The sequence below is a fragment of the Cupriavidus consociatus genome (genome assembly GCF_017814975.1).
GTDB classification, from domain to species: Bacteria; Pseudomonadota; Gammaproteobacteria; order Burkholderiales; family Burkholderiaceae; genus Cupriavidus; species Cupriavidus consociatus.
The window spans coordinates 248778-261396 of the sequence record NZ_JAGIQA010000005.1; the positions used below are offsets into that span (position 1 = coordinate 248778).

The following is a 12619-nucleotide window of genomic DNA, read 5'->3' on the forward strand; positions in this document are numbered from 1 at the left end:
CGGATTAAGATGAAACGTCAAGAATTCGCCTTGTTTTCCTTTCTCATGACGTCGTGGCACCGCCTGCTGTTGCCGGCCGTGCTGGCCGCGATCGCCGTTCCGGCCGCCGCGCAGCTGAAGGCGCCGGGCACCGGGCGTGCCACCGGCATCTTCGTGCCGCAGTCTTCCGACGTCGCCGCGCCGGCGAGCCAGCCCAAGCTCGGCGTGCCGCGGCCCGGCGACCAGAAGCGCTCGCAGCTGGTCGACGAGGTGGTCGCCGTGGTCAACAACAGCGTGATCACGCGCCGCGAGCTGCTCGACCGCGCCGATGAAATCGAAGGCCAGCTGCGTGCCGCCGGCCGTCCCGTCCCGCCGCGCGCCGACCTGCTCGGCGAGGTACTGGAGCGCCTGGTGATGGAACGCGTGCAGACCCAGGCCGCGCAGGAAGCCGGCATCCGCGTGACCGACCAGGAGATCGACCGCGCCATCGAATCGGTGGCGCAGCAGAACCGCATGAACGCCACCGAGCTGCGCCGCCGCGTGGAAGCCAGCGGCATGACCTGGACCAAATACCGCGATGAGCTGCGCAAGCAGGTGCAGGTGATCCGCCTGCGCGAGCGCGAGGTCGATTCCAAGGTGCAGGTCTACGACGGCGAGATCGACAACTTCCTCGCTGCCCGCGGCGGCCAGGCCGGCGCTACCGGCCCGACCGAATACAACGTGGCGCAGATCCTCGTGCGCGTGCCCGAGAATGCCTCGGACGCGCAGAAGCAGGCGCAGCGCGCCAAGGCCGAGGGGCTGCTGAAGCAGGCCCAGGGCGGCGCGGATTTTGCGCAGCTGGCGCAAGCCAATTCGACAGGCCCGGAAGCCGCCCAGGGCGGCGTGATGGGCTTCCGCGAGATCGGCCGCCTGCCGGCGCTGTTCGCCAACCTGGTGGTGGACCTCCAGCCTGGCGCCGTGGCGCCCCAGGTGGTGGAAAGCGCCGCGGGCTTCCACGTGGTCAAGCTGCTGGCCAAGCGCGCCGCGCCGGCATCCGGCACGGCCGCTGCAGGCAAGATCACGCAGACGCAAGTGCGCCATATCCTGATCCGCACCGGCCCCAACATGCCCGAAGCCGAGGCGCGCCGCCAGCTCAGCACGCTGCGCGACCGCATCACCCACGGCGGCGATTTTGCCGACGCGGCCAAGCGCTTCTCGCAGGATGGCTCGGCACAGAACGGCGGCGACCTCGGCTGGGTCTCGCCGGGCGAGCTGGTGCCCGAGTTCGAGCAGGCCATGAGCCGCCTGCGCCCGAACGAGATCTCCGAGCCGGTGGTCACGCAATTCGGCGTGCACCTGATCCAGGTGCTGAACCGCCGCGAGACCGAGCTGTCGCCCGAGAAGCAGCGCGACTTTGCCCGCGCCGAGGTCCGCGAACAGAAGCTGCGGGCCGCGTATGATGACTGGGTGCGCCAGCTGCGCTCGCAGGCGTACGTCGAGTACCGCATCAACCGCCAGCGCTGACACGCGCAAGCGCCGCCGACCGCCCACGCCGACATGCCTGACCCGCTATCCCTGGCCATTTCCACCGGCGAGCCCGCCGGCATCGGCCCCGATATCACCATCGGGGCGTTGCTGCAGCTCGCCGGCGCCAACCATGGCAACAACGGCGGCAGCGGGCACTACCGCTTCCATGTGCTGGGCGATGCCCGCCTGCTGGCCGATCGCGCCGCGGCGCTGGGCGTGACGCACGCCTGGGAGCGGCGCATCGCCGACGGCGACGTGGTGATCGAGGATATCAAGCTGGCGGTCGCGTGCGAACCGGGCCGCCTGGACGCGCGCAATGGCCGGTACGTGCTGGCGCTGCTCGATGCCGCCATCGCCGGCTGCCGCCCGCATGGCCGCGCCGCGCCGCGCTATGCGGCCATGGTCACGGCGCCGGTGCAGAAGAGCACCATCAACGATGCCGGCGTGCCCTTCACCGGCCACACCGAATACCTGGCCGACAGCGCCGGCGTGCCGCGCGTGGTGATGATGCTGGCCGGCCCGCAGCCCGCGCACGACAACGCCATGCTGCGCGTGGCGCTGGCGACCACCCACCTGCCGCTGCGCGCGGTGCCCGACGCGCTTTCCGTCCCGCTGCTGTTGCACACCCTGACCATCATCGATGCCGACCTGCGCCGCTACTTCGGCATCGCGCGCCCGCGCATCCTGGTCACGGGCCTGAACCCCCATGCCGGCGAAAGCGGGCACATGGGCCGCGAAGAGATCGACGTGATCGTGCCCGCGCTGGCGCAGGCCAAGGATGCCGGCATCGATGCGCGCGGTCCCTTCCCGGCCGACACGCTGTTCCAGCCGCGCCACCTGCGAGATGCCGACTGCGTGCTGGCGATGTACCATGACCAGGGGCTGGCGCCGCTCAAATACGGCACCTTCGGCCACGGCGTGAACATCACGCTGGGGCTGCCTTTCATCCGCACTTCGGTGGACCACGGCACCGCGCTGGACCTGGCTGGCACCGGCCAGGCAGAGCATGGCAGCATGATCGAGGCCATCCGCAGTGCGGTCACCATGGCCGGCCATGCCAACGGCCGCCATCCCGATGGCGCCGGCACCAGCCATCCGGGCCATCCCAATCCTGGCTTGCAGCCGCCTTGCTGAAGCCGGACCTCATGCTGCAACATCGAACCATGCGTTCCAACGTGCACCAGGGCCATGTGGCCCGCAAGCGATTCGGGCAGAACTTCCTGGTCGACGACACCATCATCCACGGCATCGTCAATGCCATCAATCCGCAAGCCGAAGACGTGCTGGTCGAGATCGGGCCGGGGCTCGGCGCGCTGACCAGCCCGCTGCTCGAACGGATCCCGCAGATGCAGGTGGTCGAACTCGACCGCGACCTGGTCGAGCGCCTGCGCCGCCGCTATGGCGAGCGCCTGCAGGTACATGCCGGCGATGCGCTGGATTTCGACTTCGGCAAGCTGGAAGTGCCGGGCAGGCCGCTGCGCATCGTCGGCAACCTGCCGTACAACATTTCCAGCCCGCTGCTGTTCCACCTGATGCAGTTCGCCGACCGGGTGCGCGACCAGCACTTCATGCTGCAGAAGGAAGTGGTCGAGCGCATGGTGGCGGAGCCCGGCAGCAAGGCCTTCGGGCGGCTGTCGATCATGCTGCAGGTGCGCTACTACATGGAACATGTGCTGGACGTGCCGCCCGGCAGTTTCAACCCGCCGCCCAAGGTCGATTCGGCGGTGGTGCGGATGATCCCGTGGCCGCGCCATCACGACGGCCGCCTGCGCTCGCCGCATGCCGATTGCGACATCACCGTGCTCGGCGACGTGGTCACCGCGGCGTTCTCGCAGCGGCGCAAGGTGCTGCGCAATACGCTGTCGTTCCTGCGCGACCAGGTCGACTTCGACGCGATGGGTTTCGACCTCGGCCGCCGCGCCGAGGAAGTGCCCGTCGGCGAGTATGTCGAACTGGCCCGCCGCTTGGGTGGCGGCGCCGCGGGGCAGGCCGCCTGAAGCCCCAGATCAACGAACCCGAATTTCCGCGACTTATTTCGTGCAAGACCGTCCCATGACAGCCCAAACCAGCCAAACCAACCGGCGTCCCGTGATCCTGACCGGCGACCGTCCCACCGGCCCGCTGCACCTCGGCCACTTCGTCGGCTCGCTGCAGAGCCGCGTGGCGCTGCAGGATTCGCATGAGCAATACCTGCTGCTGGCCGACACCCAGGCCATGACCGACAACGCGCACGATCCCGACAAGGTGCGCCGCAACGTGCTGGAAGTGGCGCTGGACTACCTGGCGGTCGGCATCGACCCGGCCAGGACCACTATCACCGTGCAGTCGCACCTGCCGGCGCTGGCCGAGCTGACGCTGATGTACCTGAACTTCGTCACGGTCTCGCGCCTGGAGCGCAATCCGACCATCAAGGAAGAGATCCAGGCGCGCGGCTTCGGCCGTGATATCCCGGCGGGCTTCCTGTGCTACCCGGCCGCGCAGGCCGCGGACATCACTGCCTTCAAGGCCCAGGTGGTGCCGGTGGGCGAAGACCAGGCCCCGCTGATCGAGCAGACCAACGAGATCGTGCGCCGCATCAACAACCAGGTCGGCCGCGACGTGCTGCCGGAGTGCAAGGCGCTGATCCCGAAGTTCGGCCGCCTGCCTGGCGTCGACGGCAAGGCCAAGATGAGCAAGTCGATGGGCAACGCGATCGCGCTGGGCGCGTCGCCGGAGCAGATCAAGGCCGCGGTGCACAGCATGTACACCGACCCGAACCACCTGAAGGTGTCGGATCCTGGCCAGGTCGAGGGCAACGTGGTGTTCACGTACCTGGACGCGTTCGATCCCAACACCGAGGAAGTCGAAGCGCTGAAGGAACACTATCGCAAGGGCGGCCTGGGCGACATGGTGCTCAAGCGCCGCATCGAAGGCATCCTGCAGGACATGCTCGCCCCGATCCGTGCCCGCCGCGAAGAGCTGGCCAAGAATCCGGACTATGTGTTCGATGTGCTGCGCCAGGGCACGCAAAAGGCACGCAAGCTGACCCAGCAGACGCTGGAGGAAGTGCGCGACGCGCTGGGAATGTTCTCGTTCGAGGCGCGCCGCTGATCTTGGGGGCGGCCAAAAGCGCCCACCGGTTTTGGGTGCTCCCCGGCCGTCCGAGCTTGCCTGAGCAAGGTGTTCTCCCTCTCCCCTCAGGGGGAGAGGGCCCGGGGTGAGGGGTGGGCTAGCAAGGCGCCACACCAAGCAAGGTCACGGTTTTAACCCGAACCCTGACGTGCGCCTTACGCCCGCCGATTGACCAGCACGATCCCTGCCAGCACCAGCACGGCCGCCACCGCAAAACGCGGCCCCACCGCGTCGTGCATCAGCACCACGCCGAAAGCCACCCCGAACAGCGGCGTCAGGAAGGAAAACACCGACAGCCGCGACGCCAGGTAGCGCCGCAGCAGCCAGAACCACGTCAGGTAGCTGGCAAATGCGATGAGCACCGACTGGTAGAACAGGCTCGCCAGCACCACGCCGTCGACCTGCACGGTCGCGGTCTGGCCCGCGGCCACCGCCATCGCCAGCAGCAGCACCGCCGATACCGCCAGCTGGTACAGCAGCGTCTTGCTGGCCGGCGCGGTCGCCAGCGGGCTGGCGCGCACCACTACGGTGGTGGCGGCCCACAGCGCCCCGGCCAGGATGCCGAGCGCATCGCCCAGCAGTGTGCTGCCATGGGCCGACGGCGCCGCGATGCCATCGGCGAACGCCAGTGCCATGCCTGCGAACGCCAGCGCCACGCCGAGCCATTGCCCGGTGTGCAGCCGCTCGCCCGGCACCACGAAATGCAGTCCCAGCGCGGTGAAGATCGGCGCGGTGTACAGGAACACGGCCATGCGCGAGGCCGTGGTGTGGCCCAGCCCGACGAAGATGCAGAAGAACTCGGCGCCGAACAGCAGCCCCGCCAGCAGCCCCGCGTTGAGCGTGCCGTCACGGCGCCAGATCGGCGTGCCGCGCCACGCGGCAAAGCCGAACACCAGCAGCGCCGCCACGGCCGAGCGCACGCCGGCCTGCAGCACCGCGCCCATCAGCGGCGCGGTCACCTTGATCACCACCTGTTGCAGGCCCCAGGCGGCGCACAGCACCACCATCAGGCCCACCGCCATGCCGTCCAGCGGCCGGCGGGTCAGGGTTTGCGCGTCCACGGCCGCGGTCGATGGACGGGTTACGGGCGGCCGGCGTCGCGGGTGGAATGGCGCTCGATCAGCTCGATCTTGTAGCCGTCCGGATCTTCGACGAAGGCGATCACGGTGGTGCCGCCCTTGACCGGGCCGGCTTCGCGGGTGACCTTGCCGCCGGCCGCGCGGATGCGCTCGCACGCCGCGGCGGCGTTGTCGGTCTCCAGCGCGATATGGCCGTAGGCGGTGCCCAGGTCATACTGGTCGACGCCGTAGTTATAGGTCAGCTCCAGCACCGCGGTCTCGCTTTCGGGGCCGTAGCCGACGAAGGCCAGGCGGTACTTGTACTCGGGGTTGTCGCTCTCGCGCAGCAGTTGCATGCCGAGGATGCGGGTGTAGAAATCGATGGAGCGCTGCATGTCGCCAACGCGCAGCATGGTGTGGAGGAGTCGCATTTGAGGGCCTTCAACTGTTTTAGGTATTGGAAGGCGCCATTTTAGTGCGTTTAGCCGAAACGCACCGGCTGCTTAAAAGCTCGGCAGCAGCTCGGGCGGATGCGCGCGCAGCTGCGCGCGGGCGTCGCGGAATTCCGGAAAGATCGATTCCACGGTTTCCCAGAAGCGCGGCCCGTGGTTCATTTCCTTCAGGTGGGCGAGCTCGTGCGCCGCAACGTAGTCGATCATCGACAGCGGGAAATGCATCAGGCGCCAGTTCAGCCGGATCTTGCCGTCGGCGGTGCAGCTGCCCCAGCGCGTGGCCGCCGAAGTCAGCGCAAAGCCGGTATGGCGCACGCCCAGCTTGCCGGCATAGACGTCGAGCCGCTCGGCCAGCAGCCGGCGCGCCTGTTGCTGAAGCCAGCCCTGCACACGATCCTTGATTTGCTGCTCGTCGGCGTGCGCGGGCAGCGCCAGGTGCAGCAAGCGGCGGTCGGCATCGAACAGCAGCGCGCCGATCGGCGACTCCAGCGACAGCGTCAGCGGCTGGCCCAGGAAGGGCAGGCTGGCGCCGTCGCGCCACTGCACGGTGGGCAGCACGCGGCGTGCCTCGCGGTGCCGCCACTCGCCCATCTTGTTGAAGATCCAGCGCTGCTTCTCCAGGATGGCCGATTCGATGTCGGCCAGCGTGACCCAGCGCGGCGCGGTGATCGACAGGCCGCGGTCGTCGATGGTGAAGCCGATGGTGCGTCGCGACGAACGCTTGAGCGTATAGTGCAGCGCGCGCTCGCCGACGTGCAGCAGACGGGCATTGGGCTGCGGTACCGGCCATGCCGGCTGCTCCGGCACCAGCGGCGCGGCCGGCGCGTGGACGCCGGCAGGGGCCTCTGCCAGCGGCAGTTCCAGCTGCGCGCCGTCGGTGTCGGAGGCGGGGCGCAGCAGCTTCATGCGGCCGGCTCTACCCGTGCTTCCCTGCGATAGCTGTCCGCGTCGATGCGGCGCATGTCCCCCTCGATCCAGTCGGCCACTTCCTGGTTGAGCTGGTCGGCGGTCTTGTTGGCCGAGGCGATCGGCGGTCCGACCGAGATCGTCACCATGCCCGGGTACTTGAGGAACCTGTTGCGCGGCCACACCCGGCCGGAGTTGACCGCCATCGGCAGCACCCAGGCGCCGGTCTCGACCGCCAGGCGCGCGCCGCCGCTCTTGTAGCGCGGCTTTTCCAGCCCCGACGGCGTGCGCGTGCCCTCCGGGAACATGATGATCCAGGCGCCTTCGGACAGCCGCTCGCGTCCCTGGCGCACAGCCGAGGCGAAGGCGCGGGTGCCTTCCTTGCGGTTGATATGCACCATCTTCAGCATGCCCAGCGCCCAGCCGAAGAAAGGCACCAGCAGCAGCTCGCGCTTGAAAACGAAGCACAGCGGCCTGGGCATCAGCGCCACGTAGGCCACCGTTTCCCACGCCGACTGGTGCTTGGACAGCAGCACCACGGGCTTGTCGAGCATGCTGTCCATATGCTCATGGCCTTCGATGCGGTACTGGATGCCGCAGATGCCGCGCGCGGCCCAGATCACCAGCCGCGGCCAGCCGCGCACAAAGCGGAAGCGCTGGTCGGCATTCATGAAGGGAAACACTATGAAGCAGGCGCAGGCGTAGGGAGGCGTCAGCACCAGCAGGTACAGCGCAAACAGCAGGGAACGGAGAAACGTCATGCGTGGGGGCGCAAAAAAGAGGATCGGTGCCAGCGTCGGCAATGGATTATTGTGCGGACTCGCGGGTGGCGCCGTCGTTGCCGCCATGGTTGCCGGTCAGCCAGCTCGCGAAGGCGCGCAGGTCGTCATGCACCTGCGTGCCGGGCGGCAGGCCGCCTTTGTCGAGGGTCTTCATGCCCTTGCCGCTGCGCACCAGGTGCGGCGCGCAACCGACCGCAACGCCGGCCTCGAGGTCGCGCAGCGAATCGCCGACAATCGGCACGCCCCTGAGCTCGATACCGAAGCGCTCGCTGATCTGCTCGAGCATGCCGGACTTGGGCTTGCGGCAGTCGCAGCCGTCCGCGGCGGTATGCGGGCAGAAGAATACGGCTTCGACGCGCCCGCCCAGGCGCGCCAGCGCCGTGTACATCTTCTCGTGCATGGCATTGAGCGCGCTCATCTCGAACAGGCCGCGGCCGATGCCGGACTGGTTGCTGGCGATCACCACGCGATAGCCGGCCTGGTTCAGCGCGGCAATGGCTTCCAGGCTGCCGTCGATGGGGATCCATTCGTCCGGCGACTTGATGAACTGGTCGCTGTCGAGGTTGACCACCCCGTCGCGGTCCAGGATGACGAACTTGGGCGGCGTCTGCGGCATGTGCGGCTCCGGTATCGCGTGCTGGCGGCGCTCAGGCGGCCAGCTTGGAGATGTCGGCCACGCGGTTGGCCAGCGCATGCAGCGAGGCCAGCAGCGCCAGGCGGTTGGCGCGCAGCTGCGCGTCCTCGGCCATCACCATCACGTCGTTGAAGAAGCGGTCGACGGCATCGCGCAGCTGGGCCAGGTCGCGCAGCGCGGCGGTGAAATCGCCGCTGGCGAAGGCGGCTTCCACGGCCGGGCGTACCTTCTCGATGGCCGCGTGCAGCGCGCCTTCGGCCTCTTCCTGGAACAGCGCAGGGTTTACCGCGCCGACCGGCTCGGTGTTCTTGCGCAGGATATTGGTGATGCGCTTGTTGGCGGCGGCCAGGGCCTCGGCCTCGGGCAGCGCGGCGAAGGTACGCACCGCCTCCATGCGGCCCAGCACGTCGTGCAACTGGTCCGGGCGCAGGCTGACCACGGCCTCGACCTCGTTGGTGGTGTAGCCCTTTTCCTTCAGGTAGCCGCGCACGCGGTCGTACAGGAAGTCGGCGATGGCATCCGGCGCCGGCTTGACCGCGGCAATGCCTTCGAACGTCTGCTGCGTCAGCGCCAGCAGCCCGGTCACCGACAGCGCCAGCGGCTTCTCGATCAGCATGCGCAGGATGCCCAGCGCATGGCGGCGCAGAGCGAACGGGTCTTTCTCGCCGGTCGGCTGCAGGCCGATGCCCCAGATGCCGACCAGCGTTTCGAGCTTGTCGGCCAGCGCGACGGCGGTGCTGACCGAGCCCTCGGGCAGCGCATCGCCGGCGAAGCGCGGGCGGTAGTGTTCGGAGCAGGCGAGCGCCACGTCACCGGCTTCGTCGTCGTGGCGCGCATAGTACGTGCCCATGGTGCCCTGGAGTTCGGGGAACTCGCCGACCATGTCGGTCAGCAGGTCGGCCTTGGCCAGCTCCGCGCCGCGCATCGCGGCCGCCTTGTCGGTGGCCACGCCGGCGGCGTTGAGAGCATCGGCGACATGGCCGGCGATCTGCTGCAGGCGCTGCACGCGGTCCAGCTGCGTGCCGATCTTGTTGTGGTAGACCACGCTGGCCAGTTGCGGCACGCGCGAGGCCAGCGTCTTCTTGCGGTCCTGGTCGAAGAAGAACTTGGCATCGGCCAGGCGCGGACGCACCACGCGCTCGTTGCCGGTGATGATCGACTGCGGCGTCTCGGTGGCCAGGTTCGATACGATCAGGAAGCGGTTGCGCAGGTGGCCCTGGGCATCGGTCAGCGCAAAGTACTTCTGGTTGGTCTGCATGGTCAGGATCAGGCATTCCTGCGGCACCGCCAGGAACGCTTCCTCGAAATGGCAGGCGTAGACCACCGGCCATTCCACCAGCGAGTTGACTTCGTCGAGCAGCGACTCGGGCATGATCACCTGGTCGGCGCCGGCCTCGGCCAGCAATGCGGCACGCATGCGCTCGCGGCGTTCGGCATAGCTGGCCAGCACGCGGCCTGCCGATTCAAGCTGCTTCGCGTAGTCGCTGGCATGCGTGATCTCGATCATGCCGTGCGACAGGAAGCGGTGGCCCTGCGTCACATTGCTGGCCTGCAGGCCCAGCACCGACACCGGCAGGATCTCGCTGCCGAACAGCGCGATCAGGCTGTGCGCCGGGCGCACGAAATGCACGGTGCTGCCGTCCGGGCGCTGGTAGCTCATCACCTTGGGGATGGGCAGCCTGACGATCGTATCTTCCAGCGCCGCCTGCAGCCCCGCGGCGAGCTCGGCGCCGCGTGCGGTGTACCGGTAGAAGAAGGCCTCGGCCTTGCCGTCCGAGGCACGCTCCAGCGACTGCCAGTCGATCTCGGCGACGCCGACCGACTTGGCCAGCGCGGCCAGCTTCTTGGCCAGCGGCGGGGTGGGCTCGCCGTTGGCGCCAAGCGCCACCGACAGCGGCAGGACCTTCTCGCGCTGCTCGCGGTCGGGCGCGCTGCGGCGCACGCCCGACACCAGCGCTGCCAGCCGGCGCGGCGTGGCGAACGGCGTCACGGTGGCGCCCGGCTCAAGCAGGTCGCGCTCGCCCAGGCCGGCGAACAGGCCCTGCGCGAAGGCGTCGCCCAGACGCGCCAGCGCCTTGGGAGGCAGCTCTTCGGTGAACAGTTCGATCAGCAGCGAGTCGGTCATGGGTTGCGACATGAATCGTATCCAACAGGTTGTGGCGCGCGCCGCTGTCAGCAGCGCGGCGAATGATTAGGTTCCACTCCGGACAGCAGCCACAGGCCGTTCTGTTGCCGGAATTGCAACGTGGTGAAGGCGCATTGCGCGGCCGCCGCGGCGCTGGCGGCGCCGTTGCTGCCGCCGCGGCTGCCCGCGGCGGGGAAGCGCGCGTCGATGCGGCGCAGGCGCTTGTCATAGCGGATCTCGTCGATGCGCCCGCCCACCCAGAAGTCGATCTTCGGCGGCAGCTGGGCGGCCGAGTAATAGGTCTTGGTCTTGCGCCGGGTGCGGCCGTTGGTGGTTTCCACCTCCACCCAGGTCAGCGGGTAGCGGATCGCGCTTTCATAGGCGCGCAGCGGCACGCGGTGCCAGCCCAGGTCGCGCTGTCCCGAGAGGTCGCAGGCGAACGAGCGCACCAGCTGCGTCCACTGGTCGAGCGCGTTCAGCGACGGGCGCCAGTGGCGCGACATGGCCAGCTGCAGCGCCTGCGGGTCGGCCTCGCAGACATTGCTCAGCTCGGCCGGCAGCAGCAGCGCCTGCGGCGCGGGGGCAGCCACCGCGCGCGCGGCGGCGGCATTGCCGGTGGCTGACAGCGTGGCGATGGCCAAGGCGCAGCACAGCGCGCTGCGCGCCAGTTGCGTCATGCCCGGGCTCCGCCGTTGCCGCACATCGGGAAGCCGAGGGCCTCGCGCGAATCGTAGTAGGCCTGCGCCACCTGGCGCGACAGGTTGCGGATGCGGCCGATATAGGCGGCGCGCTCGGTCACCGAGATGGCGCCGCGGGCGTCCAGCAGGTTGAACGTGTGCGCGGCCTTCAGCACCTGTTCATAGGCGGGCAGCGCCAGGCGCGTGCCGGTGGCCTCGCTCGCCTCGGCGCCTTCGGCATTGCCCATCAGGCGCTTGGCCTCGCCCTCGTGCTCGGCGAAATGGCGGAACAGGATTTCGGTGTTGCTGTGCTCGAAGTTGTAGGTCGACTGCTCGACTTCGTTCTGGTGGTACACGTCGCCGTAGGTCAGGCGGCGCGTGTCGCCGTTCTCGACCCATTCGGTCCAGACCAGGTCGAAGACGTTCTCGACCTTCTGCAGGTACATCGCCAGGCGCTCGATGCCGTAGGTGATTTCGCCCGTGATCGGCTTGCAGTCGATGCCGCCGACCTGCTGGAAATAGGTGAACTGGGTCACTTCCATGCCGTTGAGCCAGACCTCCCAGCCCAGGCCCCACGCGCCCAGCGTCGGGTTCTCCCAGTCGTCCTCGACGAAGCGGATATCGTTCTGCTTCAGGTCCAGGCCCAGCGCCTCCAGCGAGCCCAGGTACAGCTCGAGGATGTTCTCCGGCGCGGGCTTGAGCACGACCTGATACTGGTAATAGTGCTGCAGGCGGTTCGGGTTCTCGCCATAACGGCCGTCCTTCGGCCGCCGCGACGGCTGCACGTAGGCGGCGCGCCACGGCTCGGGGCCGATCGCGCGCAGGAAGGTATGCACGTGGGAAGTGCCGGCGCCGACCTCCAGATCGATGGGTTGCAACAGCGCGCAACCCTGCCGGTCCCAGTAGGCCTGCAGGGTCAGAATCATTTGTTGGAAGGTCAGCATATGAAGACTAGGTAGTGGCTGATCGGTCGGCTGCGGGCGAACTTGCTCCGCCCGGCGTGCTGGCGGCGCAGCGCGTGCCGGGGCCGCCGCATACGGATTTTGCCAAACCCTGAATTCTATCGGCTTTTTGGCCGCCCGCCCCGATTGGCGGGGTGTCGGCTGGTGCACGGAGGTGCCGGCCGATGTCGGTCTTTCGCAACGCATGGGGAAAATACCGACCCCGTTTTCAAGTTGCGGCAACGCTAACCGATAACGTTTTTGTATACAGTATTAGTAAGCAACCCGCTCGAGAGTTGCGGTTGGCAGGCCTGGCCGTCCTGCCGGTAGACGATTAATGATGGGGACTTGGAATCATGACGCTGCTTTCTCGCAAACCTTACCTGGTCGCAATCGCGGTCATGATCGCCGCGGCCGTCGTGTCGGTGGCGACGGGGCTGATCAACTG

The 12619-nt window shown here is 68.3% G+C and carries 12 protein-coding genes; 4 read left to right on the forward strand and 8 right to left on the reverse strand.

Features of this window, described 5'->3' with window-relative positions:
* Window positions 1–9: 9 nt before the first annotated feature.
* The 4 genes from J8I82_RS09540 to trpS are packed head-to-tail and all read left to right on the forward strand — an operon-like array spanning window position 10 to window position 4575.
* A complete protein-coding gene (locus J8I82_RS09540) occupies window positions 10–1482 on the forward strand; it encodes a peptidylprolyl isomerase (RefSeq protein WP_209756661.1) in 1473 nt (490 codons plus the stop codon).
* Between the two features lie 33 nt (window positions 1483–1515).
* Entirely contained in the window at window positions 1516–2619 is a 1104-nt protein-coding gene (gene pdxA, locus J8I82_RS09545) for a 4-hydroxythreonine-4-phosphate dehydrogenase PdxA (RefSeq protein WP_209756662.1), read from the forward strand.
* A 29-nt stretch (window positions 2620–2648) separates the two neighbouring features.
* Window positions 2649–3482: a 16S rRNA (adenine(1518)-N(6)/adenine(1519)-N(6))-dimethyltransferase RsmA gene (gene rsmA / locus J8I82_RS09550; protein ID WP_209756837.1), complete on the forward strand. Its 834-nt coding sequence runs from the start codon at window positions 2649–2651 to the stop codon at window positions 3480–3482.
* A gap of 55 nt (window positions 3483–3537) precedes the next feature.
* Window positions 3538–4575 carry a tryptophan--tRNA ligase gene (gene trpS, locus J8I82_RS09555; protein ID WP_209756664.1) on the forward strand — a complete coding sequence of 346 codons (1038 nt, stop codon included), beginning with the start codon at window positions 3538–3540 and terminating at the stop codon, window positions 4573–4575.
* Window positions 4576–4751: 176 nt separating this feature from the next.
* Here trpS and J8I82_RS09560 read toward each other — a convergent pair whose 3' ends face one another.
* From J8I82_RS09560 to glyQ, 8 genes are all read right to left on the reverse strand, one after another.
* Complete coding sequence (locus tag J8I82_RS09560) at window positions 4752–5618, reverse strand: DMT family transporter (RefSeq protein ID WP_209756839.1); 867 nt, start codon at window positions 5616–5618, stop codon at window positions 4752–4754.
* Window positions 5619–5677: 59 nt separating this feature from the next.
* Complete coding sequence (gene gloA, locus J8I82_RS09565) at window positions 5678–6085, reverse strand: lactoylglutathione lyase (RefSeq protein ID WP_209756666.1); 408 nt, start codon at window positions 6083–6085, stop codon at window positions 5678–5680.
* A gap of 72 nt (window positions 6086–6157) precedes the next feature.
* Window positions 6158–7012 carry a M48 family metallopeptidase gene (locus tag J8I82_RS09570; RefSeq protein ID WP_209756668.1) on the reverse strand — a complete coding sequence of 285 codons (855 nt, stop codon included), beginning with the start codon at window positions 7010–7012 and terminating at the stop codon, window positions 6158–6160.
* Window positions 7009–7773 (reverse strand): lysophospholipid acyltransferase family protein, encoded by a 765-nt coding sequence (locus tag J8I82_RS09575; protein ID WP_209756670.1) that lies wholly within the window; start codon window positions 7771–7773, stop codon window positions 7009–7011. Before J8I82_RS09575 ends, J8I82_RS09570 begins: the two co-directional genes overlap by 4 nt.
* A 46-nt stretch (window positions 7774–7819) precedes the next feature.
* Window positions 7820–8410 (reverse strand): D-glycero-beta-D-manno-heptose 1,7-bisphosphate 7-phosphatase, encoded by a 591-nt coding sequence (gene gmhB / locus J8I82_RS09580; protein ID WP_209756673.1) that lies wholly within the window; start codon window positions 8408–8410, stop codon window positions 7820–7822.
* 31 nt (window positions 8411–8441) lie between these two features.
* The gene (gene glyS / locus J8I82_RS09585) at window positions 8442–10565 is read right to left on the reverse strand and encodes a glycine--tRNA ligase subunit beta (protein WP_209756675.1); all 2124 of its coding nucleotides are present in this window, start codon (window positions 10563–10565) and stop codon (window positions 8442–8444) included.
* Window positions 10566–10600: 35 nt separating this feature from the next.
* Window positions 10601–11230 carry a hypothetical protein gene (locus tag J8I82_RS09590; RefSeq protein ID WP_209756677.1) on the reverse strand — a complete coding sequence of 210 codons (630 nt, stop codon included), beginning with the start codon at window positions 11228–11230 and terminating at the stop codon, window positions 10601–10603.
* Window positions 11227–12174, reverse strand: a complete 948-nt coding sequence (gene glyQ / locus J8I82_RS09595) for a glycine--tRNA ligase subunit alpha (protein WP_209756679.1) — start codon at window positions 12172–12174, stop codon at window positions 11227–11229. The genes J8I82_RS09590 and glyQ overlap by 4 nt, the downstream gene beginning before the upstream one ends.
* Window positions 12175–12619: the final 445 nt, after the last annotated feature.